Source organism: Duganella sp. Root1480D1 (assembly GCF_001427305.1).
Taxonomy (GTDB): domain Bacteria; phylum Pseudomonadota; class Gammaproteobacteria; order Burkholderiales; family Burkholderiaceae_D; genus Rugamonas.
The window spans coordinates 354,708-379,091 of the sequence record NZ_LMFZ01000034.1 but is presented as its reverse complement, the minus strand read 5'-3'; the positions used below and the strand labels follow the sequence as shown (position 1 = coordinate 379,091).

Here is a 24,384-nt window from a genome sequence, read left to right as displayed (position 1 = left end):
CATTAATAAGTGGGACGGCGGTCGCGTTGCGCGTCCTTTTGGTCCACCTTGTCCGGCGCGGTGGATGGCGGCTGGCCGGCGCCGGCCGTGCCACTGGTTCCGCTGGTGCCGCTGGTGCCGGGGGTGGCGCCGGTAGCTGGCGGTGTCGTGGTGTCAGGCGGTGGCGTCGCGGTGTCGGACGGAGGCGTGGTGGGCGTCACTGGCGCTGGGGCCGGCGTGGCAGGCGCCGCTGCCGGTGGCACGGTTTCTGGCGCAGTTACGGGCGCCGGCACCGTGTCTTCCGCATTTTTTTTGCAGCCGGCCAGGCCGGCCGCCAGGGCTGCGCCCAGCAACAGGGCGCCTGCTTTGCTCATGGTATTCATTTTAAGATTCCTTTCATTGGGCAGCCAGCACCCGCAATAGCGCAGGGACTTCGGCTGCAATTTCACGGGCCAGGTAGCCCAGCGGGCCGCAACGCAGCGCCAGTTGTTCGCCGGCCGCCGCGTGCAGCACCACGCCCCAGGCCGCAGCCTGTTCCAGCGAAGCGCCACGCGCCAGCAGCCCGGCGATGATGCCGGCCAGGGTATCCCCCGAACCAGAGATGGCCAGGCCGGCATTGCCGCCCTGGTGCCGCCACAGCTTGCCGTCCGGCGTCGCCAACACCGTCGCGGCGCCTTTCAAGGCAACCACGGCATTCCAGCGGCCGGCGGCGGTTTGCGCTGCGCGGTGCGGTTCCTGTTCGATATGGCTCCGCACGCCGCCCGTCAGGCGCGCCAGTTCACCGGCATGGGGTGTCAGCAGCACTGGCGTGGAAAAGCGGAAGTGCTCCCAATCGACCGCTTCGTCCAGCAAATGCGGCTCGCCGCGCGGATGCACAGCGCACATGGCGGTGGCATCGAGCACGATGGGGATGGCGCTGAAGCGTTGCAATAGGTGATGCACCAGTTCTACGCAACTGGCTTCATCTTCCATGCCGGGGCCGACCAGCAAGGCATCGGCCTTGCCCGCCAGTTCAGCGAGGCGGCGCGTGCTGTCGGCCTGGAAGCCGTGCGCCGGTGTTTCCCCCAAACTGATCACGTGCGCTTCAGGAATCGCTGCCCCCACTTGGGGCGCAACGCTGGCAGCGGTGGCGATAGTCAGCTTGCCGGCGCCGGCGCGCAAGGCCGCTTCGCCGGCCAGGATGGCTGCACCCGGCATTTCCGCCGAGCCTGCCACGACCAGCACGTGGCCACGTGCTTCCTTATCGCCGTCGAAGCCGGGTTGCGGCAAGGGCCAGTCGCGCAGCAGGGCAGGATTCAGATCGATCGGTGCGGCGTTCATGGTTTCGGCGCAGCCGGAATGTCCGGCTTATCGGTAACGGGCGTGCCGCTTTCTTTCAGCGGCGCGACGAAGTTTTCCAGTTCCAGCACCAGCTTGCCACGCTTGCCTGCTTGCGGATCGAACTGGTAGGAGGTCACGCCGCAATTTGGTACGTCGGCCCCGCGGTCGATGGCGAGGATGGTTTCCTCGTCAAGTCGCTCGACCAGGTAGCGGAAGCAATTCACGATGACCTGGTGGCCGATGATCAGCACGCGCTCGCGGCGATATTCGCGGGTGATGGTATCGAGCACGCTGCGCAGGCGCAGGATCACGTCGCACCAGCTCTCGCCGCCGGGCGGGCGGAAGTAAAACTTGCCGACGTGCTTACGCTGCGCCGCCAGGTCGGGATATTTATCCGCGATGCCCAGTGGCGTCAGGCGGTCGGTGATGCCGAATTCTTTTTCGCGCAGGCGTTCGTCGGAGACCACGGCCAGCATGTCTTCCGGGCCGAGGCACTGCAGCACGGCTTGCGCGGTGGCGCGGGCGCGCAGGTAAGGGGAGTACAGCACGACGTTAGGCTGCTGCCCGGGCGGCAGGGCGGCGAACCATTGCGCCAGCGCGACGGCCTGGCGCATGCCCAGTTCGGAGAGGGGGACATCAACATCGCGCTCGGCAATGTCGATCAGCAACTCATTGGCAGCCGTGGCAGCGTCGCGCGCCACATTGCCGGCACTCTGGCCGTGCCGCACGAGCCAGATCTGTTGCGGCCATTTTTGCTCCATCGCCTACCTTTCGGTGGATAGCCAAAAGCCTATGGTAAGCGATGCGATCATGAGGCGGCACACAATCGCCACCAGCAAGGTCTACGGCCGCGCCCGTGTCACACCATGGGGTCACACCCCAAGTGTGACACGGGCTCTGCCATGCAACGGCCGAGCTTGTGTACCGATCGGCATTTACGGATTCCAGCCGGTGCCGTTGTTGTAGGCGGCGAAGATCTGGGCGCGGTTGGCGAATCCGGCGGCGACGTCGGAGGCGCTGAGCTGGTAGCCGCCGACGCGCGTGGCGAGGTTGAGTGGATTGCCCAGCAAGTCGCTACTGCCATATTCGCGCCAGCCGCTGGCGGCATTCGGCACGGACGGATTGGGGGCTGGTTGGCCATTGACCCCGGCCCCGGCCCAGCCGACTGCAGCTATGTGGCTATCCATCTGGCAGTTGATGAAGGCGATGTTGTCCCATACGCTTGCGCTGCCGGAACTGCGTGCCAGGTAGGTCGCGCCGCTTGGCACGTCGCCGTGCGCCGGGCCTGGCCCGGGGCCGTGCGTCAGGCGGCTGTTGAGGAAGACGTAGCCTTTGTCGCTGGCATTCGGCACGCGCGCCTGCAGGACGTAGCCTCCGCTGCTGGCGCTGGTGGTGTCGCCGACCGAGCGGATTTCGCTTTCTTCGAACAATGCGGCGTGGCTGCCGCCCCAGATGAAATCGACATTGCCCGCTACCAGCGTGTGGAAGAACCACGACCAGCCTTTCAGGTTCAGCGTGTCCTGCTCGCTGTGGAAGGCGGCGTCTCGCGCGACCAGGCGGCCGTTGTCGTTGTTGAAGTAGAGCGCCTCCGCTTGCGCTGAGATGTTGGCTGCGCGCAGGGTGGTATTGCGCAGGGTGAGGGTGTCGAGTACCAGCATGTCCGAGGCCTCTACCAGCATGACGGAGCGCCCGCCGGCCGCAGTGGCGCTGGTGCCGGGAACCTGGCTGGCACCGGTGCCCGGGTTCAGGGTGTCGTAGTTGGCGTACTGGATCACCGTGCCGTCGCGGCTTTCACCGCGCAGTGTCACATTGTCCTTGCCGCGCAGGTAGAGCAATTCGTTGTAGCTGCCGTTGCGGATGGTGACTGTCGCCGGCGTGGCCTTGTCCACGTTCTGCATCAGGAAGTTCAGCGCGCCCTGGATGGTGGCGAAGTCGCTGCCGGCGTCGGTGCCGACCAAGAGGTCCGGCCCGGATGGTGCGGCAGCCCTGGTGGTGAAGGACCAGTTGCCCAGTTTGCCGATGCCGACGAACGGTGTGCCATTCAGCGTGGCGCCATTGAATACGCCATTGGCAATTGCGACGTAGTATTCGGTGCCGTAGGCCAGCTTGCCATTGTGCGGCTTGACCGTTACGACGTTGCCGTTGATGGCGATCGGATTGGTATTCAACTTGCGCACCGCAGCCTGGCCCGGATAGCCCAGTTCATCGGATTCGCCGGACAGCTTGATCACGTCGACCAGCACATCGTCCAACTTGCGGAAGATGCGGATAGTGCCGCTATTGCCCAGCGTCGGCGTGCTGTCGAATACCAGCCGCAGGCCGGCGTCGACATGTGCTTCGCCTTGTACGGCGGAAGGCGACGCGCGGCCGGTAAGGGTGTAAGTCTGGGTCGGCTGCACAAATTGCGCACCAATGGTGGCGCTGATCAGCCGGACCAGGGTTGGATCGCTGTCGCTGGACACGCGCACGGTGGCGTTGCCGGCGCCGACAGGCGTCAGCACCAGGGTATTGCCACTGATGCCGACCGCCAGTACCGCCGGGTTGTTGGAACTGGCGCTAAAACCATCGGCCGTGCCGTCCGGCTTGAGCGCGGTGACCGCCAACTGCAAAGGAGCATCGCCCGCTTCGGCGTTGTAGCTGGTGGTGGCGGGATTGAGCGTCAGTTGCGAGGGCTTCAGGCTTGGGTCGCCAATCCGTACATCGTCGATCTGGAACGATTTGTTGGCGGTGTAAAGGCCGACCAGCCCGCGTGCGCTGAAGGCGGTGTCAGTGACGGAACCAAGCGATTCGCCATCGAGATAGACCGTTAGCGTGCTGCCGATCATCTCGAAGCGCACGGTGTAGAACACCGAATCCATGTTGATTGGTTTGCGCACCTGCTTGGGCCGGGTCAGTGCGCCATTCAGCATCTTGGCGATTTCGACCTGGGTGCTGGTGTTCGAATTCTGCACGTTCAATCCGGCGCCATACCAGTTGCTGGCATTGGTATAGCGCGTAATCAGGTAGAGCTGCTTGTTGCCGGTCGTGCTGTTGGTTTGCGGCTTGATGCGCGCTTCAACGAAGTAGTCGCCGCCCGGCACGTTGGCCATGGCGGAGGGCTTCAGCAGGGCCAGCACGCCGCCGGTAGTGGCGGCGGTGTACTGCATCAGCATATTCGATGCGCCGACAGCTTCGGCCTTGACGCTGAAATTGCCGTTCGGGCCGACCGCGGGCAGCAGGTCCCAGTTGGCGGCGGTGCCGGACTGGAAGTCGTCGCAGAAATACAGGCCGCTGGGTGGGCAAGTCAGGGTAAGGATCGGTGTGCCGCTGGTGTCGCCTGTGCCGCTGATGCTGGTGGACAGCTTGCCGGCGCCAGCCTGCGCCAGGGCGTTGGCTTTCACCAGCGAGACAGGGCGCACACCGTATGTGTATGGCGGCGTCCACGTCACGTTATTGTTGATGGTGCAGCCGGCCAGCAAGGTTCCGTTCAGTAGCGAGCCGCTGTCCTTGAAGGTGCCCGTGGCCGCGCCGCCCGGATTGACCACAATGCTGCTGCAACCCTGTGCGCCCGTGATTTCAAACACGTTTGCATTCGACAGTATCCTGGAGTTGAAGCCGGCGCCAATGCTGTACAAGTTTGCATACACGGCGGCGTCGCGGCTGCCGGTGAAATAGTTGTTGAACAGGTGGACCTGGCCGTAGCGCACGCGTGGAGCGCGGCTGGACACGTTGCGGAATACGTTGTTGCTGAAAGTGACGCGCAGCTTGCCTTCATCGGCCGTGGCACCGTCGCCAGAGCCGATAAGATTGTTTTTGTGGTGTTCGCCGAACACGTTGTACGACACCGTCACGAAGTCGGATGCGTTGGTGATGTCGACCGCACCGTCGTGGCACTGTTTGAGCTGGCCATTCTCCGTTGGAAGCAGGTTGTCCGTCATCGGCGCATCGGTGAAGGTGTTGTGGTCGATCCAGATATGATCGGAGCCCGAAACGCCAATCGCATCGTAAGCGGAATTCCACGCACCGTTGGCGCCATCGTTCGGGTCCCACACTGGGCCGACATCGCAGGGGGCAACGATTTTCAGGTTGCGGATGATGATTTGCGAGACGCCGACAAGCTGGATATGGCCATTGACGATTCCTGCACCGGCTCCGGACCCGATCAGCGTCGTATTGTTCTTCAAACGGATGGCGCCGCGAATAGCCTGGTCGCCTGTATTCGCATAAGGCACGCCCTCGGTCATGTCGATGGTTCCTGTGACCTTGATGACTTTCGGATTGGTGCCGCCGTTGTTGATCGCATTGACCAACTGGGCGCGGTTGGCCACGCTGTAGATTTGCGAAGCGATGGCGGCCGAGCCGGCGGAGGTGCCGCCAGCCTGGCTTGCCCAGCCATCTGCCGGAGCGACGGCGCGTGCCGGTTCGTCGGCCGCGTGTGCGGGCAGGCAAAGCGCCGCGAGCAGGGCGAGCGCGATCCTGAAACCTTTAAGTTCCATATGATTCTCCTTGGGAGGAAAGGGGGGGGCGGTTTAGCTGCGGCGTGTACGGCGGCGGCCTGCCGCCAGCGCGGCAACGCCACCCAGCATCAGCGCAACGCTGCCGGGTTCCGGTACAGCGGCGGCGTCCAGTTGCGCAGTGATGCTGGCAAATTCAGTCCAGGTGGTGCCGGTCAGGTCGATGTCGATCGACTTGCCGTTCGCGCCCAGGGACAGCACCGGGAGCCCGCCAATGCCGCTGCTATCGAGCAGCTTGAAGGCGGACAGCGGTGTGGCCAGTGTATCGCCGAAATCGAAGTGAAACTGGTAAGTGCCCGGCGTGATGGCGCCGTTGGCTATCACGGTCAGCAGGCCGCTGGCGTCGAAGTCGAAACCGAACATGGCATCGGCGCTGAGGAATTCGACGCCGGTGCCCGATGGATCGAGGGCAGTGGTGTTGGAACCCGGTTCAAGCTGGAACAGGTGGTCGAGGCCGACGATGGTGTCGGGCGAGCCGTTGTAAGTGGCCGTAATGACGGCATCCTGCAAAGGTAGCGGTGCTGCGTGTGCAATTCCTGTGGCGAGTACGGCAGCCACTAATGTCTCCATTATGGTTCTTTTCATCGTGCGCTCCGGTGGGGCTGAATAGGCGTGCCTGATCGGCAAGACTAATCTTATATTGGCCTGACCAATAGTTCAATCAATCAGACCAAATGTGATGCGGTCGGACCACGTTGCCCTGCTGGAACATGATTAAGGAGCAGACTCAGCCCCGGCGTTGTTAATCAGGTCAAATGCCTTTTTTTACCATCCGTTCGATAGCCCGAATGCCGGCGACCATCTTGTCCCGGGCGGACGAATTAGCGGAGTGGACGGAGATTCTTGGCGGCTTGAAGCCGCGAAGGGCCACTGCCTCTTCAATCCAGAGTACAACGTCATAACCCGTGCCACGCTCGTCGTCGCCAAGGTCGTGGTCAAGGCTTATTTCCACGACCGATCCGCTTTCCAAAAGAGTGATGGCTTCTTCGGGCCAAAAGACTCGCATCCACCCCTCGGGAGTGCTGCGCTCGTCGTCAAGATATACGCGCATATGATCAGGTTGTAGTCAAAAATGGAGCCCGTCTAATGAAAAGGTAGCTGCGATCATCTCAATGCGCAAGATAGGACAAGGGACCAAATGCTGCCAAAAATGGCTGCCCCCAGGAACCAGCAAAACATTCGTCGGGTGATGATCTCGACTTGAGCGCCCTCTACCGGGTCGAGGAACCAAGTGCGAGAGAATGGCCCTGCGATGCGGCCTATGACAAAAAACACGACTGGAATGACCAGAAACGCTGCGAAGGCAATAAGCGTGACAGCGTTCTTTGTCAGTAAAGAGTCGAACGGATGGCGATCCGTCCAAAGTTCAAACGGAACCATGCCGAAGGTGCACCAGGCGCCTGCAAGCGCAGCGGATCGTTTAGTCGGATCGATACTCATGGTTCGGCTATCGAACATTCCACACCACGAAGGCGCAGGGTTTTGCACAAGACGTTGAGCACCTGCTCATTGTCATTCTGCCCGACAAAGTAACGTCCCGATTGTAGTGCGTCTCGCCCGGAGCTGAAAGCAAAAACCGGGGCGTCTTGGTTCCTGATTGAGCCCTCAAGGTAGTACGCGAACTCATTGTTTGTGCTTTTGCTGGAAAAGACACATGGAAGCTCCGCGAGCCACTTCGAAAATGCCAGACTTATCTTGTGCAGGACAGGAAATTGCGCTCGAAGTGGCGTCGCCAAAAAATGAACTTCGCCGACGCTCCAAAGTACGCCACAACGAACCTGAGGTAAATAAATAGTCACGACAGGAGACGCGTTCGAATCGATTCGTCCGGCTGAGTCATGGTTAAGCGGGCCACAGTCTCCAAAGTACAGAACGTAGCCATAATCGGTGCGAATCTCATCCGGAGGCTGGGACAAAGACCTGAACCATGTAAGGACCTCCGACGTTTCAGAGGGATCTGCAATGAACCTGTATGTGGTACCCATGTATCACTTACCCCGCACTTGTTGGAAGGGCGTGGGTGTGGCGACTGCATCTGAGGCATATGCTTCCCCGGCGGCTTTGAGCTCCAAGTTGATTCCTCTTGCACAACGAAGCGTAGTTGTCCCGTTCGGCGAAACCTTTGCTGTGGTCATCTCGCCGATGGAAAACAAAGTCGCGCCTTCGCCGCCAATCTCGGTAGCGGAGCAGTGATAGATCACCACATCCTTTATCGGAAATGCGACGTCAGCGTAAATTTTGATGCCTAGCGTGCCTGAAGGGGCGGGCGATCTCAAATCGAACCGCTGGTTGATACTCAGGCCATCTGCCGGCACTTCGAGAGGTCCAGCTATCGCAACGCCATTTCGGACCACGAACAATTTCAAAGGCTCGTCGTTTCGTATGACAGAGCTCGAGCATCCAGACAACACGAATGGGAGAAGAGTCACGCATAGAACGGTTTTTAGTCGCATCAAGGTGTTCTGCCTTGGATTAGATTGGACCATAAAGCAAGGGCGGCATCCCGGTCAATTGGTGAGAGCCTCTTTGTTTCAAGCACCTCGGACATGTCCGCATCTGAATACTTCGTGTAGAGCGCATAGCCATTCGAAAAGATCGAAATGCAGCAAAGCGGACCAGATTCGGACCCGCACTCGATCCAGGAATCCGGGTGGTCGGCATCGGCATGATCAAAGAGCTCGTCAAGTGCGTCTTCCATCTGCGCTGTCGTTGGATTTCGCAGCGAGTCGCCGAATACCTTGGTGAGTGTTATCCATTCGTGCATGTAGTGAGTCCCCTGTCCGGAGGTGAGTTAGCCAACGACTTTGCCACCGGAAGCCTGAACCGACTTCAGTACAAATGCCTGCATTTCTTGCGAGACCGTCTCAAGTGGCAACGTGATGAACTGTGCTTTGGAAAACAACAAAAGCCAAAAGCCTGAATAGCACCCTTCCGCGAGCAGCCAGGCGAAGGCAATGGCGACGACTGATAATGCTAAAGGGAGGCGAACGCCGACAGATCGGCGCCAATAAGCCAGCACAGCTCGACGAAGAAGTTGTTTGTCATAGGTGAGAATGGCTTGATGTGACATGTCGTTGCTAATTTTCCGGATTGAGAGGGTTCGGCCACCTATAGGCCAGAACCGTAGATTTTGGATAGAAGTGTTCCCGTACCTGTTGTAGCTGATTTCCGCCTAGGAGGTAGACGAATTCTTCGTCTTCTCTCAAATAGAAGCCCACGTGGCCTTTCCAACTAGCCGGGTCGTCTCGCCAAAGAACTGCGACGCAGCCAGGTACGGGCTGTTCCAGTGTTACGCCCCAGTGAAGCCAAGACCTGGCCAGAGCGGACGCTGTACCGACGATTCCTGCTTGAGCATACGCTCTAACGCCTTGAAAATTGGGTAGCACTTACGTGCTTGATTTAACCGGCGCGCGTCAGCGCGTCCGGGTTGAATGAATTGTTGGGCGAATTTGCAGCCGCAAAGTCTTTTGCTGCCAGAAGTGCCTTTACCAACGCTGGACGTGTGCGGGGAGACTTCAGCTCGCCAGGAAGGCGGCTAAGCCAATGTTGATTCGGACCGACGTTGCTAGCACGTGCCTCGGTCAGATGGCGGGACGTCGGCAAGACCGTCTTCGAAAGGACGTCAATGTAGTGATCGATCTGAGCGGAGGAGCTGAAAAGGAGATCGAACGCCTCGAATTCAACATGCAGCATAGCGAAGCCCTTGTGTGGAACGGCAATCGGTGCCGCCGGCACAAATACACCAAGTACACCTTCGGCCGGAACGTGCACCAAAAATGCACCAGGGGCGCTGCGCCAGTCCGCTTCAAAGGTGAAATGAAATTTGCTGCTCATATGTTCAGGAGGCCCAACGTAGTTATGCGTCATATTGACGATTTATTAAACCTCATTATGACGGCCAAATTCGTCATAATCAAATTGCGAGGGTTAAATGCCGGGGCCTCCGGGCTGAACCGACGATACCTTCACCGTTGCCCAGTCGAGGGCCAAGTGTCCAAGTGAGATTGCGCAGCCATCGTTCGGCAGCATGCAAAACTCCGTCCCACCCGGAGCGTAACCGAGGGCGGTCCAGTTCAGCGATACCACCTTGCCCCAAGGGTAATTGGTGGTGGAAATCAGATTCTTGATTTGATCGCGGCTGGTGTATGCGGTCGAGGCTGACTTGATGAAATACTCGACTATCTCTTGCTCGGTGAATGCGGTCGGGCTGAGTGGGCGTACAACGTGTGGCTTTTTGTCGCGGGGGCCGCCATTCAGGCCGATGACGGTGGCCCAGCCATCAGCCTGTTCTATTTCAAGCAGGTGGCGCACTTCGACCCAGTCTTCGCATATCCAGTCATATTCTGTGCCGTCGCGAGGAACGGATACCAGCGCTGGTTCAAATCTGACTTCAAATGGGCCGATAATTATCGAGTGCATACCGTTGGAGTGCGGCGATTCGCTTTCGCGTCTCGCGCTTGAAAAAAAATACCACCACTGGTGTCAGCAGCCAGGAAAGCCAGCGCGGCTTGGTGGTGATGTTGTATGAAAAAAGCACCCTGGTCTTGTCGGGGGCCAGCTCCTTGAAGTTCCATCCGCCGGCAAATTTGTCGAAGATGTAGGGCCCCTTGATCAGCTTCACCGCGGCGACCTTGTTGGGCTGGTAGGACACGTAGACCGTATCCATGCTAAGGCCATTGGCCGCGGTGCAGCGAACCAGTTCGCCTTGTGCGGCATCGGTGGCATTGACCAGGAAGGCCCCCGTAGTGAGCGGGTCCCACTTCGCCCTCAAATCGTAGTCCTGGGTGAGGTTGAACAAGTATTCGGCACTTGCGCCGACTTCGAATTCGTAGCGGATCAACATGGCTCTTTTACGCAGGGGCGCTCTTATGCAAGTAATTCTTCTACTTCCAGAATGAACGAAGCGAGATCCGGTTGGGGGCTCTTTCCGCAATTGAAACGCCCTTGTGTGGACCAGCCGACCAGGGCGGTCATTGGCTCTTGCGTCATGGGATCCAGCGAGCGCTCAAGACCGACAACGAGGCCAACTCCGGGCTGCGGCTGCAAGGCTGCCAGAAAATACGCTTCATTGCGCTCTTGAGGTTCTGGCAGCGTGAGGATAAGGGCTGAGTGCCCACCTTTCAATTCGCGAGACATGACGCTCAAGCCGTCGCTGCCGACTCTTTCTTCCTCGGGCAAGTCCAGCCCCAAACCGCCCCATAAGGCCCGGAAATAATCTTCGCCATCCGGCGGCGAAAAGCGTTCCAGGAATTTGTCGATGCTTTGTACCGCCATGGCGGCGATCAGGTGTTTTGCTTTGAAATGATGGGAGCGGGGCATGTGTTATTCTGGCTTGATACCAAAGTCCTTGTTACGCAGCGCTTTGGGAGTCGACCTGCAATTCCTGGTCGCTGGCGAACGCAGCCATATTGGTTTCACCCATCACGCGGCTGGTGACCGTGCCCGCCGCAATGGACCCGCTGACGTTCAGCGCGGTACGGCCCATGTCGATCAGTGGTTCGATCGAGATCAGCAAGCCCGCCAATGCCACCGGCAGGTTCATGGAAGACAGCACGATCAGCGCCGCGAAGGTCGCGCCGCCGCCCACGCCGGCCACTCCGACTGAGCCGATGGTGATGATCGCCAGAAGCGGAACCAGGAACGATGCGGTGAACGGGTCGATGCCGACAGTCGGCGCAATCATCACCGCCAGCATGGCCGGGTAAATGCCCGCGCAGCCGTTCTGGCCGATGGTGGCGCCGAACGAGGCGGCAAAGTTTGCGATGCCTTCCGGCGTGCCCAGGCGCTGGGTCTGGGTTTGCACGCTCATTGGAATGGAGCCTGCGCTGGTGCGGGAAGTGAAGGCGAAGGTCAGCACCGGCAGGATCTTCCTGGTGTAGCGCAGCGGATTGAGTCCGCTGGCGCTGACCATTGCCAGGTGCACGCAGAACATCAGCAGCAGGGCGCAATAGGATGCCACTACAAAGCCAATCAGGTTCAGGATGTCGGCGTAGCTGGAACTGGACACCACCTGCGCCATCAGCGCGAAAACGCCATATGGCGTCAGGCGCAGCACCAGCGTCACCATGCGCATCACGATGGTGTGTGCCACATGCACGGCGTGGTCGAAGGAGGTGAAGTGCTCCGGTTTCTTTTCCGCGATGCCGATGGCGGCAATTCCGACAAATACCGCAAACACCACCACCGCAATGGTCGAGGTCTTGCGCGCTCCCGTCATATCGAGGAAGGGATTGCTCGGGATGAAGGACAGCAGCATGTTCGGCAGCGAAATCGATTGGGCATCGGCCAGCTTGCCTTCCAGGTAGGCGCCGCGCGCCACCTCGGCTGCATTCGAAGCCAGGCCTGCCGCGCTCAGGCCAAACAGCTTGGCCATCAGGATGCCGATCGCCGCCGCCACTGTGGTGGTCAGCATCAGGGTGCCGATGGTGAGTGCGCTGATCTTGCCCAGCGAGCTGGCATTGCGTAGCTTGAGGATGGCTGAAACGATGGACACCATAATCAGCGGCATCACGATCATCTGCAGCAGTTTGACGTAGCCGCTGCCGACGATATCGAGGTACTGGCCGGTCACCTTGATCACTTCGCTGCCGGCGCCATACAAGGCCTGCAGCCCGGCGCCCAGCACAACACCCAGGCCCAGCGCGCTGAATACGCGCACGGTGAAGCTGGCGTGGCGCTTCTGCTGCACGACGAGGAAGGCCAGCACAATGGCCGCGACGGCCAGGTTGAGGATCACTTGCAGGTTCATGTGGGGGCAGCGGCTTATATTTTGGAATCGACAGATTCTAATTGAATTGGTGTAGTCTTGCCTATTTGCAGTACCGAGGTTGCAGAGTCGCTACGAAAGGAATAGCTATGTCAAAGCAATCCATGAAGGTGGGCACCCGGCTTGCGCTTGGCTTTGGCCTGGTACTGGCGCTGATGGCTGGCGTGTCGGGCCTCGGTATCTATAACATGCACCGCATTCACGCCCAGCTCGAAAAGGTCGTTCAGCTCAACGTGGCGAAACTGAGTTATGTACAGGACATGTCGGAATCGGTGCACGTAGTCGCACGCGTTTCGCGCACCCTGGTGCTGCTGTCGGATGAAGCGGCGATGCGGCGTGAACTGCCAAAGATCCAGGAAGCCCGCGCCCAGTACGACAAGGCGCAGGCGGCGCTGGAGGCCCTGCCTGCCACGGAGAAGGGCAAGGCGATCCGCGCCCGCATCCGCGCCCTCCAGCAGGAGGCCAGCCCTTTGACCGACCAGTTGCTGCAACTGGCCTTGCAGCATAAGGACGATGAGGCGGTGGCCCTGCTGATGCAGAAAGCGGGCCCGGTCACCCAGCGCTGGCAGGATGTAATGGATGAAGATGTGCAGCTTCAGCGCCAACACAACGCCAGGGATGCAGCCGCAGCAAGCGAAGCTTACTCCTCGGCTCGCACCATGATGCTGGCCATGAGCGTCATGGCGCTGGTGGCTGGCGTGGTTGCCGCTACCGTGATTGCGCGCCGCCTGCTTGGCCAGTTGGGCGGCGAGCCCGATGTGGCGGCCGAAATCGCAGGACGCATTGCCGCCGGCGACCTGACCGTGCAGGTGGAAACCCGCAAGGACGACGAGGCCAGCATGATGAAGGCCATGAGCGTGATGCGCGACAGCTTGCTGCGCATCGTGTCGGAAGTGCGGCAGGGAACGGAGACCATCAACACGGCCGCGACCCAGATCGCTGCCGGCAACCTGGACCTGTCGTCGCGTACCGAGCAGCAGGCCAGTGCGCTGGAGGAAACCGCATCTTCGATGGAGGAGCTGACCAGCGCCGTGCGTGAAAACGGCAGCAACGCACGCCAGGCCAACGAGCTGGCTGCTGCAGCTACCGCAGTGGCGCAACAGGGCGGCGACGTGGTGGGGCAGGTGGTGCAGACCATGGGGTCGATCAGCGATTCTTCGCGCAAGATCTCGGACATCATCGGCGTGATCGACGGCATCGCGTTCCAGACCAATATCCTGGCCCTGAATGCGGCCGTGGAGGCAGCGCGTGCCGGCGAGCAGGGGCGCGGTTTTGCGGTGGTCGCCAGCGAAGTGCGCCAGCTCGCCCAGCGTTCGGCCGCTGCCGCCAAGGAAATCAAGGACCTGATCGTCAGCTCGGTGGAGCAGGTGGACCAGGGCAGCGCCCTGGTGGCGCGTGCCGGCAGCACCATGGAGGAAGTGGTGGCTTCGGTGCAGCGGGTGTCGCAGATCATGCGCGAAATCACGGCGGCAGGCGACGAGCAGAGCGCCGGCATCGAGCAGATCAACCGGGCCGTGACAGAAATGGATACGGTGACACAGCAGAACGCCGCGTTGGTGGAGGAGGCCGCCTCAGCGGCCGATGCGCTGAAACAGCAGGCCGCCCACCTCGATACTGTGGTGGGCGTGTTCAAGCTGCATCATGATGTGGCCAAGCGCACCACGAACAGCAGGATGCCGACGAAGCAGCTTGCTGCAATCAGCCCGCCTGCGATGACGTAGCCGGGGCGCAGGGCGCCGACGTCGCGTTCAAAATCGCTGCGGCGGCGCAGTCCGATGAAGGACCAGGCCACAGCCAGCATGGTTTCGCCGAAGCCGCGCGGTTTGGTGTTGTCCATGTCGTTTCCTTTCGAGGTTGGGCCTATTGTGCGCCGGCCCGGCCTCGAAAAACAGGCGCAGAAGCGCCGGGAAACGACCGTATCAGTTGGCGCGCAGCCTGGCCGCCGCTTTGAGGAGTTTGCTGCGCTGGCCGCCGGCCCAATCCAGGCGCAGCAGGTCGGCATCGCCCAGCGACTCCAGGCTGGCGGCTGCCTCGTCGCTGCCGCCGTCCGCTTCGTCCAGCATTTCCTCGTACAGCTCGGGGTAGGCCTGGATGCGCAGCATGACTTCGTCCGCCACTTCATCTTCCACCAGGGTGTCGCCCCAGGCCAGCAGGCGTTCGGCCAGCTCATGGAGCGGGGCGTAGCGCTCGGGCGACCTGGCTTGCTGCAGCAGCTGGTCGAAGCTGGCCAATGCCTCCTGCAACTGGCGGGTGCAGGACGAGACGTGGCAGGCGTAGGTGGCAAATTCGCGTGCCAGCGGACCGCCCTCGGCCATCTTGTGCCAGCTTGCCAGCATGGCGTCGCCGCCCAGCACCGGCCCTGCGCCGGGCACTTGCCAGGCCTGCGGCGCGGCCAGCTGGCGCAACTGCACTTCGGCGCGCGCTACGCAGACCTGCAGGTCATCCAGGCGCCGCGCATAGGCGCTGTTGGCGCGCGATTCGCGCAGCTTGTCCAGCAAGTGAAGGGGAAGGGATTCGCGGCCGCGCCATCGGGCAACGGCTGGCAGGGTGGCGGCACGCGGCGCGGAGGCCGGTGCCAGCAGGTGGTTCATTGCGCGCGCGCCGCGGCTGCGCAGCAGCCAGGTGTCGCCAGGTTTGAACTGCAGCAAAGAGTCCATCGCAACCTCCCTCGGTCTTTGAGGGAATTCTGAACCTTTTATCAAGTCCTAGCAAGCCTCAGTCGGTGCCGATAATGCGATTGCGCCCGGCGCGCTTGGCCTGGTACAGGGCGTCGTCGCCGCGTTTCAGCACGTCCTCGCAGGAGCCGTCCCCGGAGCGCAAGCAGGTCAACCCGCCGCTGATGGTGACGCAGTCGCCGATGCGGCCAAGGCCTTGCAGGGTTTCCGCGATGCGCAGGCGCAGGCGTTCTGCAATAGGCGCCGCTTGCTCACAGGTGGTGTGTGGCATCAGGACCACGAATTCGTCGCCGCCCAGGCGGGCCGCCGCATCGGTGCTGCGCAATTCGCGCTGGCAGACGTCGGCGGTGGTCTTGATCACCGCGTCGCCGGCCAGGTGTCCATGTTCGTCGTTCACCCGCTTGAAGTGGTCGATGTCGAAGATCAGCATGGTCATGGGGGTGCCGTAGCGCTCGAAGGTGTCGAAATGCTCGGCCAGCACGCTCATGAGCTTGCGGCGGTTCAGCAGGCCGGACAGGGCATCCACTTCGCTCAGCATGCGGAGCTGGTCTTCCATCTCCTTGCGTGCCGTGATGTTGCTGGCAACCCACAGTACCGCATCTTCCTCGTCAACCTGGAAGTCCAGTGCCTGGATGCGTCCTTCGAACCACAGGCGGTAGCTGGGGCCGCTGGTTGCCAGGCCTTTGATATCGCCCTGCACCAGGCTGTACTCGACAATGTGCAGCGCGCGCCAGGCCAGGGCGGTTTCGATCTCTTTCAGGAACCAGGTGGCCTTGTCCGCTGTCAGCACGTCGTGCACGGTTTTGCCGATCAGGTGCGAACCGTCGTGGTAGTAGCGCACGTCGATGCCGCCGTAAATGGCCTTATAGCGGCCGCTCCGCGTCAGGATGAACGCGGGGTCGGGCAAGGCATTCAACAAGGATGCAAGTTGGATGCCTGAAAATAGTGTTTCGTCGCGCATGTCTACGACAGTAGCCAGAGCCGGGAAATAACGCAAAAATTGTTAATAGGAAATTATTTATTTGTAACTATTTAAACTATTCAGTAATTGCTGAGGGCCATTCGAGCTGGCCGCTGGCCGCATCATTCAGGCGGGCCACCAGCGCTGGCGCGGCGGTTTCCGCAATGCGGAAGGCCAGCGTTACGCGCTGGTCATGGCTCACTTCCAGCAGGCTGGCGCCAGCGGCGGAAAGCTCGCGCCGCAGCAAGCCTTCCAATGAATAAGGCAGGGTGCAGCGCAATTCGGTGTAGCGCACAATGGCGATTTTTTCAACCTTCAGCAAGGCCTGGGCCACCGCATCGGTATAGGCCCGCACCAGGCCGCCGGCGCCCAGCTTGATGCCGCCGTAGTAGCGCACCACTGCGGCCAGCACGCCTTCCAGGTCCTGGTGGCGCAGCACGTCCAGCATGGGGCGGCCGGCGGTGCCGCCCGGTTCGCCATCGTCGACCGCTGCCGACTGGCCACCCGCCAGCAGGGCCCAGCATACGTGGGCTGCATCGGGATGCTCGACGCGCAGGCGTGCCACGATGGCCTGGGCTTCGCTGCGGTCTGCCACAGGGTGGACAAAGCCGAGAAAACGGCTTTTCTTTACAACTAAATCGCTAGTCGCGAGAGATATAATGGTTTGTGGCATGGGGCCAACATGATACAGGTTTGCTGCCTGTTAACGCCCGGCATGACTTACAATGCTGTTGCGATTTTTTCAACTAGGTATTCGTGGCGAGCTTCGTGGCGACTTATCGGATCAAAACCCTTGGCGTGCAAAACGGCTTCCTGCAGGAGCGGGTCGAAGCACGCCTGATGCTTTTGTTCCGCCGCCCGCTGGAAGCGGTGCGCCCGATCCTCGCTGGCAATGGCGCGATCGTGAAAAAAGGTATCGACTGGGCCATGGCCGAGCGTTTCCGCGACGCCTTGATAACCTGCGGCATCCGTTGCGAAGTCGAAGAGGAAAAGCCGCCTCCTGCGCGCGCCACCCTGGCTGAATACGCGGCGCAATTGCAGTCGCACCTGGAGTCGCTGGATCCGGGCCGGCGCTGGACTTTCATGGCGGAAGAAGGCGAGCTGTTTGGCGTGCCCGGCCCCGAGTCGCCGTATCCGCTGGAATTGCTGGTCCCGCTGGAGAACATGTACCAGGAATGGCTGGCCGTGTCGCTGGCCGCCAGCGAGGATCTGCTGCGCCACACTGCCGGCATGGTCCTGATGGGCAATACGCCGGGCATGGTGGAGGAGGCCGTGCGCCACCTGCTGCCGATCGTGCGCAACAGTGCGGAGCGCGGGCAAGCCATGCTGGCCGCGGCCCGTGGCTATTCGCCCCTGCTGTTCCGGCCGATCTGCGAAGGTCTGGAAATGGGCCTGGCATTCCATCGGGGCACGGTGGTGCACCGCGTGGCGCGCGCCCACCTGGAAGCCTGGGACATGACGGAAGATGCGGCGTTCGAAGCCGCCTTTGCCAACCTGCGCGCGCGCTCCACCGCGCCGCTGCTGCCTTCGCCCCAGGGCGTCTTCGGCGGCGGCTGGGACGATGGCTACGATTCGTCGCGCATGCTGCTGCCGGAGCTGATCGAAGCTGCCGTCCCCGAAGGCCGCCCGGTGGTCATGGTGCCCACGCGCGGCATGCTGATGGTGTGCAGCGACAAGAACGAAGTGGCGATGGACGCGATGCTGAAAGCGGCGATTTCCGCCATGCGCGAAGAAAAGATGGTCATGCCCCGCTTGCTGCGCCTGGTGGATGGCCGCTGGCAAATCTTCGTGCCGCCAAGCCTGACGCGGCGCCTGAACAGCTTGTCCAAGTACGTGGAGGGCAACGATTACCGCCTGCAGAAAGAGCTGCTGAAAGCGCACGAATGGGCCAGTGGGCGCAATCGCTGCGTGGTGACCTACCTGGTCGGCAAGCTCGGTCCGGAGCAAGTCCGCACCAGCGCCTGCACCTGGACGCGCGATATGCCAAGCCTGCTGCCGAAGACCGATTTGCTGTACTTTGCCGATCCTGCCAGCCTGGATCCGCCGATTACCGTGACCTGGGAAGCCGCGATGCCGGTGGTCGGTGCACTGATGCAGCGCACCGATGATTACCCGCCCCGCTATTATGTGGAAGGCTTCCCGAACGAAGTGCAGCTGGCGCAACTGGCCGACATCGCTGCCGCCGCGCGGCGCGAAGCAAAGGCCCAGGCCCTGGCCGCGGCCCAGGCTGCGCAAGCTGCCCTGGCGGCGCAGAATACCCGTCCCATGCTGGATTCCCGGCGCATGCAGACTGTCGCGGCGGTGTTGAACCGTCCCGTGGGCGAAGTGTTGCGCAGCGCGCTCGGCCGCAAGGCAGGCGCCAAGCCCGCGCATGCTCGATAACAATGCGCTGGTGGCTGCGGCCACGCCTGTTTTCCTGGTCTTGATCGCGGCCGAAGCCTGGCTGGCGCACCGCCGCCGGTTCAAGGCTTATTCGCTGGCTGACAGCCTGACCAGCATGGCTTGCGGCATCTGGACCGTGACGCTGGAAGTTTTCACCAAATCCGCCATGCTGCTGGCCTACGGCTGGGTGTTCGGCCATTTGTCGCTGTGGCAGTCGGCGCCTGGCTCCATGTGGACCTGGGCATGGTCGTTCATGGCCTTCGACTTTGTCTATTACTGGGCGCACCGCTGGTCGCATGAGATCAACTTCCTGTGGGCGGTGCATTCGCCGCACCACCAGAGCGAAGAATTCAACCTTACCACCGCGCTGCGCCAGGGCGCCTTCCAGGATGTATTCCACGCGCCGCTGTTCATGGTGCTGGCGCTGCTTGGCTGCCCGCCGGGCGTGTTCATCATCCAGCTCACGCTGAGCAAATTCTATCAATTCTGGATTCACACCCGCCTGATAGGGCGCGTGCCGCTGCTCGAAGGTATCCTCAACACGCCCAGTGCGCATCGCGTGCACCATGCCGTGAACGACGTCTACCTGGACCGCAATTACGCCGCCACGCTGATGGTCTGGGACCGCCTGTTCGGCACCTATATCGAAGAAAGCGAGGACTGCGTGTACGGCGTGCGCAAGGGCGGCCCGGGCTGGAATGCGGTGTGGGCGCAATTCGCCTGGCCGGCCGTGATGTGGCATGACGCTGTGCGCACTGCGCGCTGGCGCGACAAGTTCGCGCTGTGGTTCCGCCATACCGGCTGGCGCCCGGCCGATGTCGCCGCTGCCGATCCGTGGCCGGCCTTCACGCTGCCGCCGGGCCGCCTGTTCACCGCGACCCGTGCGGCTACTGGCGGTGCGCGCTGGACCATCGCCGCGCTGTTGGCATTTGCCGCCGCCGTGGTCATGCAGAACCAGTTGATCGCGAATGCAGCGACGCTGGCGCTACCCGCCAGGCTGGCACTGGTCGGTGCCGTTACTGCGGCGCTGCTGCTGGTGGCGTATTGCCTTCAGCCTGCTGCGCCTTCTGTCGCCAGCGCACCAGCCAGAACACCGGCAGGCTGATCGCGCCCAGGGCGACGCCCCACCAGAAGGCTTCCTTGCCCATGCCGTAAAAGGCCCAGAGCGAAAACACGCAGGTCATCACCGCACTCAGCGACAGCGCCGTGCCGCGCGCCAGCACGCCGCGCCGGTGCAGCGTGAATACCGCGGCGCCGCCAACCAGGTAGAGCGGCATGCTGGCTGCCGTCACCACCAGCGTCAGGAAGGTAAAGGCCTCGGCCATGGAGCGGCTGTAGTTCATCGCGCTCATCACGCTGGCCAGTGCCCCCACCAGCAGCAGCGACCGGGCTGGTGCGCCGTGGCGGTTGGCCGCTTTCAGCGCAGCGGGAAAGATGCCGTGGCGGGCCATGGAGGCGGTGACTTCGCCTGCCAGCATGGTCCAGCCGTTCAGCGCACCCAGGCCGCTGAAGATGACGGCAATTGCCAGCCAATGTCCGCTGCCGGCATCCCAGTAGCGGAGGAACAGGTCGACGAAGGGGGCATTGGATGCGGCCAGTTCCGCCTGCGGCAACAGCAGCATGGGAATGGTGCAGACCAGCACATACACCACTGCCGCCACCAGTGTGCCTGCGATCGTGGCGCGCGGGATGGTACGCTCCGGCTGGTGCACCTTGGTGGCCGGCAGGGCGGCGCATTCCACGCCCAGCATGGCGAACAAGGCGATAGTGCCGGCAGCGGCCGTGCCATCCAGGGTGAACGGGGTCGGCGGCAGGTGCGCCGCATATGCCGCGCCGTTGCTGACGAAGATCCATGCGCCGAGCAGCACGATGGCTCCCATCGGCAACAGCTTGAGCGCTGCCGATACGAGCTGCACCCGGCCCGAAGCCAGCGCCCCGCGCAAGCTGACCAGCACGAAGAACCAGATGATGGCCATGGCCGCCAGCGGCGGCAGGGCGGGATGGGACGACAGTGCCGGCAGCAGCGTGGTCAGGTAGCCCACGATGCCGATTGCCAGTGCCGCATTGGTGACCCAGATCGACACCCAATAGCACCACATGGTGAAGAAGGCGACGCCATTGCCGAGGGCGCGGCGGCAGTAGCCGTAGGGCCCGTCCTCGTCCGGCATGGCGCGCGCCAGCCGCGCAAAGACGTGGGCGATGAACAGGCAGCCGATCACGGTGATCGCCCACCCGGCAAAGGCGTTCCTGCCGAACGGCGCCAGCGCGGCGGGCAGCATGAAGATGCCCATGCCGATCATATTCCCCACGATCAGGGAGGTGCACATCCAGAAGCCGAGCGGCTTGCCTTTATCCGTGGCGTGCATAGGCGGCGCGCAACAGGTTCTGGAAATGCCACACGCCGCTTTCGCGCTTCGGGTTCAGGCGCCCAGCGCTGTACGATCCGGATGCCAGGCCTCGCTGGACATGCTCGCAGATGCTGATGTCCTCCGCCTGGATCTCGTCGCTGAAGGCTTGCTCGGCCTGTACGCGTGCCTGCACTTCGGGATCGTCGGTGTAGTAATAGTCGAACTCCACGATGCATTGGCGGTGGCCGAGCGGCAGGATGCGGTTGGTCTGCAAGCGGCCCGGCGTGATGTTCAGCATGATGTTGGGGTAGATGAAGTAGTACCAGGCATTGCCGTCGCCGTAGATGCCGTCGTTGTTGCGCAGCGGCGAATGCTGCAGCGAATGCCATTGCGCCAGTTCGGTGTCGTAGACGCGGTAGTCGAGCACCTTCGACAGGCCGGGATGGACAAAGGGCAGGTGATAACCCTCGAGAAAATTGTCGATATAGACCTTCCAGTTGCATTCGAGCTTGTAGGTGTCGCGTTTGGCGAAACGCATGTGCGACAAGTCGGCCGGTGCGATGCGCTCGGCGATGCCGGCGAAGACTTGTTCGAACGGCGGCGTGGCTTCGTCCAGCGCCACAAACACCAGGCCTTGCCACTCGCGCACCTGGATGCGGGGCAGGCGGATCGCCGACCTGTCGAAACCAGCCGCGCCTTGCATTTCAGTGGCGGCGCGCAGGGCGCCATCCAGTTCGTAAGTCCAGCCGTGGTATTTGCAGTGCAGCGCTCGCGCACCTTTGCCATTGCAGGTCGCGAGCGGCCCGGCGCGATGGCGGCAGACGTTGAAGAAAGCCTGCAGGCTGCCATCGGGCTGGCGTATGATGAGGATCGGCTTGCCGGCAATATCGCCCACCACATGGTCGCCGGCCGCAGCGAGTTCCCCCGTGTGCGCCGCCAGTTGCCAGGTCGAGCCGAAGACTTCGCGCTGTTCGAATTCCAGCCATTGCTGGTCGGTGTAAAAGCTGGCATGCAGCGCGTGGGCGCGGTCCAGCGGTTCGATACGGCAATGCTCCTGAGGGGTCATGTGTGCTCCGCGGTGCGAAAGATTCACTCTCTCACAAATTGCAGCGCACTGGAAGAAAGAGGTTGCAAAAATGGAGGAACGTCTTTTCTTCGAAGGCTTGCAGGCCTTGGCCGCGTCGGCCTTCCCCAAGCATTGCGGCTATTGCGGACGGGTGTTCGCCACCGCGCAGGAGTTCATGCAGCAAACCCAATCGGTCCGCCGCGACATCACAGGCCTCAAGCAAGGCTTCGATGACGACAGCGTTGCGATTGTCGAGGCTTACCGCAATTGCCTGTGCGGCTCCACGCTGATGGACTTCTTCAGCGACCGGCGCGATATCTCCGAAGCCGGCGCCCGGCGCCGCGAAATGTTCGAGAAACTGCTGCCGCACTTGCAGGAGAAGGGCATGACGCTGGCCGCTGCGCGCGAACACCTGCTGGCGCTTTTGCGCGGCCAGGGGAAATCCGGTAATATGGGTAGGTAGCCTACCTAATTATCGTGAGTAATGCCAAAAAAACATGAAGCAAGCTTGTCGCCGCGCGTGCTTGCCGCCAGCGAGGCATTGCGCCTGACACTGAAACGGCTGGTACGCGAGATGCGGCGCGACGCCAGCGAAAACGGCGGCGATATTCCGCTGGTGCAGTACATGCTGCTGGCCATCATCCAGGAGCAGCCTGGCATCGGCGTGGCGGAACTGGCGCGCATGGAAAACGTGCGGGCCGCCACCATGAGTGGCCATATCAAGTCGATGGAGGAGGCGGGCCTGGTCGAACGCAGCGCGCCCGATCCGCAAGACCGGCGCCGCTCCGGCCTGCAGGCCACCGCGCTCGGCACCGAGCGCATCGAAGCCCTGCGCGACAAGCGCCGCGACTGGATGGCGCAGCGCATCGCCGGCCTGACGCCGGCCCAACTATCCGCGCTGGAAGCTGCCATCGAACCCCTGAATCTCATCGGAAGCCCATGAAGGACACCCCCGTTACCGAGCGCGAAATCCGCGCCGTCTACCTGGCCATGATGGCCGTGCTGGGCCTCAGTGCGCTGGACCAGAGCATCGTTGCCACCGCCTTGCCGCGCATCGTGGCCGACCTGGGCGGCATGGCCCACCTGTCCTGGGTGGTGACGGCCTATGTGCTGGCCTCCACCGCCACCATGCCGCTGTACGGCAAGCTGGCCGACCAGTACGGCCGCCGGCCAATGATCTTCGCCGCGATGGGCGCTTTCCTGCTTGGCTCCGCGCTTTGCGGCCTGGCGCAGGACATGACGCAGTTGATCGTGTTCCGCGCGCTGCAAGGCGTGGGCGCAGGCGGCTTCCTGCCGCTGGCGCAGATCATCATCGCCGACATCATTCCGCCTGCGGAACGCGGCAAGCGCATGGGCATGGTGCCGGTGGTGTACGCTGCCACCAGCCTGCTGGGCCCCGTGCTGGGCGGCCTGATTACCGATGCGCTGTCCTGGCACTGGACCTTCTACGTCAACCTGCCGGTTGGCGCCGTGGCTTTCTACGCCATTGCGCGGGCGCTGCACAAGGAAAAGGTGCACCATGCGCACCGCGTCGATTACCTGGGCTCAGTACTGATGACCGGCTCGATCACGTCTGCGTTGCTGGTGCTGGCGCTGGGCGGCACCGAATGGGCCTGGGACTCGCTGCAGGTGCGGGTCTGCTGCGTGCTGGCCGTGGTGCTGGGCAGCTGGCTGGCGGTGCATGTGCGCAAGGTGCCGGAGCCGGTGCTGCCGCCGGACTTGTTCGGCAACCGGGTCTTCAATATCGCCAGCGTGGTGATGGCGCTGACTTTCATGGGCCTGATGGGCGCCACCGTGTTCTTCCCCTTGTTCTTCCAGGTGGTAATGGGCAGCAGCCCCGCCAGTTCGGGCTTGCTGACCGTGGCCATGATGATTGGCCTGGTTGGCTCCTCGATGCTGAGCGGGCGCCGGCTGGCGCGCACCGGCAAGTACAAGGGCGTGCAACAGGGTGGGCTGGTCGCCGCACTGGTGGCATTTGCCACGCTGGCACTGGGAATGGAGGCAGGTTGGGGCTACTGGGTCATCGAGCCGGCAATCTTCCTGCTTGGCGCCGGCCTGGGACTGGTGATGCCCAACATGACCATCGCAGTGCAGAACGCCTTGCCGCTGCCGCGCCGCGGCGTGGGAACGGCGATGCTGACTTTCTTCCGCTCGCTGGGAGGCTTGCTGGGCGTGACGGGTTCGGGCGCCATGCTGGCGCGTTCGCTGCACATCCATGGCGTAAAGGCCGTGGCGGCGGTGGGGCCGGGCATCAGCGTGTTGCCGTCCACGGTGACCGTGTACCGCCACGCGATTGCCGGCATCTTCGGCGCGGGTGCTGTGCTGGTGCTGCTAGGCCTGATCGTGCTGCTGTTCCTGCCGGAGATTCCCATGGCAGGCCAAAAAGCCGATTAA

The 24,384-nt window shown here is 62.2% G+C and carries 27 protein-coding genes and 1 pseudogene; 6 read left to right on the top strand and 22 right to left on the bottom strand.

All coding sequences use genetic code 11. The annotated features are described in order from the left end of the window. Positions 1–2: 2 nt before the first annotated feature. The 16 genes and pseudogenes from ASD58_RS22700 to ASD58_RS22630 all read right to left on the bottom strand — a co-directional run bounded on the left by ASD58_RS22700 (position 3) and on the right by ASD58_RS22630 (position 12,540). Complete coding sequence (locus ASD58_RS22700; RefSeq protein WP_057263479.1) at positions 3–362, bottom strand: hypothetical protein; 360 nt, start codon at positions 360–362, stop codon at positions 3–5. A gap of 13 nt (positions 363–375) precedes the next feature. Further along, on the bottom strand, positions 376–1,299 hold the full coding sequence (locus ASD58_RS22695) for an NAD(P)H-hydrate dehydratase (protein ID WP_057263478.1): 924 nt from the start codon (positions 1,297–1,299) through the stop codon (positions 376–378). Further along, positions 1,296–2,060: a histidine phosphatase family protein gene (locus ASD58_RS22690; protein ID WP_057263477.1), complete on the bottom strand. Its 765-nt coding sequence runs from the start codon at positions 2,058–2,060 to the stop codon at positions 1,296–1,298. Before ASD58_RS22690 ends, ASD58_RS22695 begins: the two co-directional genes overlap by 4 nt. A gap of 174 nt (positions 2,061–2,234) precedes the next feature. Continuing rightward, complete coding sequence (locus ASD58_RS22685) at positions 2,235–5,774, bottom strand: pectinesterase family protein (protein ID WP_057263476.1); 3,540 nt, start codon at positions 5,772–5,774, stop codon at positions 2,235–2,237. A gap of 33 nt (positions 5,775–5,807) precedes the next feature. Continuing rightward, positions 5,808–6,350, bottom strand: coding sequence for a PEP-CTERM sorting domain-containing protein (locus tag ASD58_RS22680; protein WP_162253049.1), 543 nt, complete (start codon positions 6,348–6,350; stop codon positions 5,808–5,810). 193 nt (positions 6,351–6,543) lie between these two features. After that, positions 6,544–6,843 carry a cyclic-phosphate processing receiver domain-containing protein gene (locus tag ASD58_RS22675; RefSeq protein ID WP_057263474.1) on the bottom strand — a complete coding sequence of 100 codons (300 nt, stop codon included), beginning with the start codon at positions 6,841–6,843 and terminating at the stop codon, positions 6,544–6,546. A 53-nt stretch (positions 6,844–6,896) separates the two neighbouring features. Then, the gene (locus ASD58_RS22670; protein ID WP_156401429.1) at positions 6,897–7,232 is read right to left on the bottom strand and encodes a hypothetical protein; all 336 of its coding nucleotides are present in this window, start codon (positions 7,230–7,232) and stop codon (positions 6,897–6,899) included. Positions 7,233–7,780: 548 nt separating this feature from the next. Further along, positions 7,781–8,158, bottom strand: a complete 378-nt coding sequence (locus ASD58_RS22665; RefSeq protein ID WP_156401428.1) for a hypothetical protein — start codon at positions 8,156–8,158, stop codon at positions 7,781–7,783. An 86-nt stretch (positions 8,159–8,244) separates the two neighbouring features. Then, positions 8,245–8,556, bottom strand: a complete 312-nt coding sequence (locus ASD58_RS22660) for a hypothetical protein (protein ID WP_057263471.1) — start codon at positions 8,554–8,556, stop codon at positions 8,245–8,247. A gap of 27 nt (positions 8,557–8,583) precedes the next feature. Then, positions 8,584–8,862 carry a hypothetical protein gene (locus ASD58_RS22655; RefSeq protein ID WP_057263470.1) on the bottom strand — a complete coding sequence of 93 codons (279 nt, stop codon included), beginning with the start codon at positions 8,860–8,862 and terminating at the stop codon, positions 8,584–8,586. Positions 8,863–8,869: 7 nt separating this feature from the next. Beyond that, positions 8,870–9,139: pseudogene (locus ASD58_RS30755) on the bottom strand (TIGR02594 family protein); the annotation flags it as partial. A gap of 52 nt (positions 9,140–9,191) precedes the next feature. Next, positions 9,192–9,626: a hypothetical protein gene (locus tag ASD58_RS22650; protein WP_057263469.1), complete on the bottom strand. Its 435-nt coding sequence runs from the start codon at positions 9,624–9,626 to the stop codon at positions 9,192–9,194. Between the two features lie 93 nt (positions 9,627–9,719). Next, positions 9,720–10,211, bottom strand: coding sequence for a hypothetical protein (locus ASD58_RS22645; protein ID WP_156401427.1), 492 nt, complete (start codon positions 10,209–10,211; stop codon positions 9,720–9,722). After that, complete coding sequence (locus ASD58_RS22640) at positions 10,183–10,635, bottom strand: type II toxin-antitoxin system RatA family toxin (protein WP_057263467.1); 453 nt, start codon at positions 10,633–10,635, stop codon at positions 10,183–10,185. The genes ASD58_RS22645 and ASD58_RS22640 overlap by 29 nt, the downstream gene beginning before the upstream one ends. Positions 10,636–10,658: 23 nt before the next feature. Then, on the bottom strand, positions 10,659–11,111 hold the full coding sequence (locus tag ASD58_RS22635; protein WP_156401426.1) for a hypothetical protein: 453 nt from the start codon (positions 11,109–11,111) through the stop codon (positions 10,659–10,661). Between the two features lie 31 nt (positions 11,112–11,142). Next, positions 11,143–12,540 carry an L-cystine transporter gene (locus ASD58_RS22630; protein ID WP_057263465.1) on the bottom strand — a complete coding sequence of 466 codons (1,398 nt, stop codon included), beginning with the start codon at positions 12,538–12,540 and terminating at the stop codon, positions 11,143–11,145. 107 nt (positions 12,541–12,647) lie between these two features. Here ASD58_RS22630 and ASD58_RS22625 point away from each other — a divergent pair, with 107 nt between their 5' ends. After that, positions 12,648–14,279 carry a methyl-accepting chemotaxis protein gene (locus ASD58_RS22625; RefSeq protein WP_057263464.1) on the top strand — a complete coding sequence of 544 codons (1,632 nt, stop codon included), beginning with the start codon at positions 12,648–12,650 and terminating at the stop codon, positions 14,277–14,279. On the opposite strand, the gene ASD58_RS30750 is transcribed toward ASD58_RS22625, so the two are convergent. The 4 genes from ASD58_RS30750 to ASD58_RS22610 form a co-directional block, all read right to left on the bottom strand. Beyond that, positions 14,198–14,395, bottom strand: a complete 198-nt coding sequence (locus ASD58_RS30750; RefSeq protein WP_082565612.1) for a DUF2970 domain-containing protein — start codon at positions 14,393–14,395, stop codon at positions 14,198–14,200. The two genes, ASD58_RS22625 and ASD58_RS30750, sit on opposite strands and share 82 nt — an antisense overlap. A gap of 82 nt (positions 14,396–14,477) precedes the next feature. Beyond that, positions 14,478–15,215, bottom strand: a complete 738-nt coding sequence (locus ASD58_RS22620; RefSeq protein WP_057263463.1) for a hypothetical protein — start codon at positions 15,213–15,215, stop codon at positions 14,478–14,480. A 58-nt stretch (positions 15,216–15,273) separates the two neighbouring features. After that, entirely contained in the window at positions 15,274–16,194 is a 921-nt protein-coding gene (locus tag ASD58_RS22615; RefSeq protein WP_057263462.1) for a GGDEF domain-containing protein, read from the bottom strand. A 76-nt stretch (positions 16,195–16,270) separates the two neighbouring features. Continuing rightward, positions 16,271–16,867, bottom strand: a complete 597-nt coding sequence (locus ASD58_RS22610; RefSeq protein WP_057263461.1) for a YigZ family protein — start codon at positions 16,865–16,867, stop codon at positions 16,271–16,273. Between the two features lie 95 nt (positions 16,868–16,962). Here ASD58_RS22610 and ASD58_RS22605 point away from each other — a divergent pair, with 95 nt between their 5' ends. Continuing rightward, positions 16,963–18,576, top strand: coding sequence for a hypothetical protein (locus ASD58_RS22605; RefSeq protein WP_156401425.1), 1,614 nt, complete (start codon positions 16,963–16,965; stop codon positions 18,574–18,576). Beyond that, the gene (locus tag ASD58_RS22600) at positions 18,566–19,681 is read left to right on the top strand and encodes a sterol desaturase family protein (protein ID WP_057263459.1); all 1,116 of its coding nucleotides are present in this window, start codon (positions 18,566–18,568) and stop codon (positions 19,679–19,681) included. The genes ASD58_RS22605 and ASD58_RS22600 overlap by 11 nt, the downstream gene beginning before the upstream one ends. Here the strand turns inward: ASD58_RS22600 and ASD58_RS22595 are convergent. Together ASD58_RS22595 and ASD58_RS22590 are read right to left on the bottom strand one after the other, a co-directional pair. Next, complete coding sequence (locus tag ASD58_RS22595) at positions 19,593–20,942, bottom strand: APC family permease (protein ID WP_057263458.1); 1,350 nt, start codon at positions 20,940–20,942, stop codon at positions 19,593–19,595. The two genes, ASD58_RS22600 and ASD58_RS22595, sit on opposite strands and share 89 nt — an antisense overlap. Then, positions 20,926–21,990 carry an aromatic ring-hydroxylating dioxygenase subunit alpha gene (locus tag ASD58_RS22590; RefSeq protein ID WP_057263457.1) on the bottom strand — a complete coding sequence of 355 codons (1,065 nt, stop codon included), beginning with the start codon at positions 21,988–21,990 and terminating at the stop codon, positions 20,926–20,928. The genes ASD58_RS22595 and ASD58_RS22590 overlap by 17 nt, the downstream gene beginning before the upstream one ends. 70 nt (positions 21,991–22,060) lie before the next feature. Between ASD58_RS22590 and ASD58_RS22585 the strand changes: the two genes are divergently transcribed. From ASD58_RS22585 to ASD58_RS22575, 3 genes are read left to right on the top strand one after another with little or no spacing between them, the layout of a single operon-like run. Next, complete coding sequence (locus ASD58_RS22585) at positions 22,061–22,453, top strand: hypothetical protein (protein WP_057263456.1); 393 nt, start codon at positions 22,061–22,063, stop codon at positions 22,451–22,453. Between the two features lie 21 nt (positions 22,454–22,474). Beyond that, a complete protein-coding gene (locus ASD58_RS22580) occupies positions 22,475–22,933 on the top strand; it encodes a MarR family winged helix-turn-helix transcriptional regulator (protein WP_057263455.1) in 459 nt (152 codons plus the stop codon). Then, positions 22,930–24,384: an MDR family MFS transporter gene (locus ASD58_RS22575; protein WP_229210065.1), complete on the top strand. Its 1,455-nt coding sequence runs from the start codon at positions 22,930–22,932 to the stop codon at positions 24,382–24,384. Before ASD58_RS22580 ends, ASD58_RS22575 begins: the two co-directional genes overlap by 4 nt.

Coding starts and splice junctions, on each gene's coding strand:
- ASD58_RS22625 (WP_057263464.1), top strand. CDS start 12,648: ATGTCAAAGCAATCCATGAAGGTGGGCACCCGGCTTGCGCTTGGCTTT.
- ASD58_RS22640 (WP_057263467.1), bottom strand. CDS start 10,635: ATGTTGATCCGCTACGAATTCGAAGTCGGCGCAAGTGCCGAATACTTG.
- ASD58_RS22700 (WP_057263479.1), bottom strand. CDS start 362: ATGAATACCATGAGCAAAGCAGGCGCCCTGTTGCTGGGCGCAGCCCTG.
- ASD58_RS22590 (WP_057263457.1), bottom strand. CDS start 21,990: ATGACCCCTCAGGAGCATTGCCGTATCGAACCGCTGGACCGCGCCCAC.
- ASD58_RS22635 (WP_156401426.1), bottom strand. CDS start 11,111: ATGCCCCGCTCCCATCATTTCAAAGCAAAACACCTGATCGCCGCCATG.
- ASD58_RS22585 (WP_057263456.1), top strand. CDS start 22,061: ATGGAGGAACGTCTTTTCTTCGAAGGCTTGCAGGCCTTGGCCGCGTCG.
- ASD58_RS22645 (WP_156401427.1), bottom strand. CDS start 10,211: ATGCACTCGATAATTATCGGCCCATTTGAAGTCAGATTTGAACCAGCG.
- ASD58_RS22690 (WP_057263477.1), bottom strand. CDS start 2,060: ATGGAGCAAAAATGGCCGCAACAGATCTGGCTCGTGCGGCACGGCCAG.
- ASD58_RS22655 (WP_057263470.1), bottom strand. CDS start 8,862: ATGTCACATCAAGCCATTCTCACCTATGACAAACAACTTCTTCGTCGA.
- ASD58_RS30750 (WP_082565612.1), bottom strand. CDS start 14,395: ATGGACAACACCAAACCGCGCGGCTTCGGCGAAACCATGCTGGCTGTG.
- ASD58_RS22630 (WP_057263465.1), bottom strand. CDS start 12,540: ATGAACCTGCAAGTGATCCTCAACCTGGCCGTCGCGGCCATTGTGCTG.
- ASD58_RS22685 (WP_057263476.1), bottom strand. CDS start 5,774: ATGGAACTTAAAGGTTTCAGGATCGCGCTCGCCCTGCTCGCGGCGCTT.
- ASD58_RS22650 (WP_057263469.1), bottom strand. CDS start 9,626: ATGAGCAGCAAATTTCATTTCACCTTTGAAGCGGACTGGCGCAGCGCC.
- ASD58_RS22675 (WP_057263474.1), bottom strand. CDS start 6,843: ATGCGCGTATATCTTGACGACGAGCGCAGCACTCCCGAGGGGTGGATG.
- ASD58_RS22670 (WP_156401429.1), bottom strand. CDS start 7,232: ATGAGTATCGATCCGACTAAACGATCCGCTGCGCTTGCAGGCGCCTGG.
- ASD58_RS22575 (WP_229210065.1), top strand. CDS start 22,930: ATGAAGGACACCCCCGTTACCGAGCGCGAAATCCGCGCCGTCTACCTG.
- ASD58_RS22580 (WP_057263455.1), top strand. CDS start 22,475: ATGCCAAAAAAACATGAAGCAAGCTTGTCGCCGCGCGTGCTTGCCGCC.
- ASD58_RS22600 (WP_057263459.1), top strand. CDS start 18,566: ATGCTCGATAACAATGCGCTGGTGGCTGCGGCCACGCCTGTTTTCCTG.
- ASD58_RS22610 (WP_057263461.1), bottom strand. CDS start 16,867: ATGCCACAAACCATTATATCTCTCGCGACTAGCGATTTAGTTGTAAAG.
- ASD58_RS22615 (WP_057263462.1), bottom strand. CDS start 16,194: ATGCGCGACGAAACACTATTTTCAGGCATCCAACTTGCATCCTTGTTG.
- ASD58_RS22660 (WP_057263471.1), bottom strand. CDS start 8,556: ATGCACGAATGGATAACACTCACCAAGGTATTCGGCGACTCGCTGCGA.
- ASD58_RS22695 (WP_057263478.1), bottom strand. CDS start 1,299: ATGAACGCCGCACCGATCGATCTGAATCCTGCCCTGCTGCGCGACTGG.
- ASD58_RS22595 (WP_057263458.1), bottom strand. CDS start 20,942: ATGCACGCCACGGATAAAGGCAAGCCGCTCGGCTTCTGGATGTGCACC.
- ASD58_RS22620 (WP_057263463.1), bottom strand. CDS start 15,215: ATGGACTCTTTGCTGCAGTTCAAACCTGGCGACACCTGGCTGCTGCGC.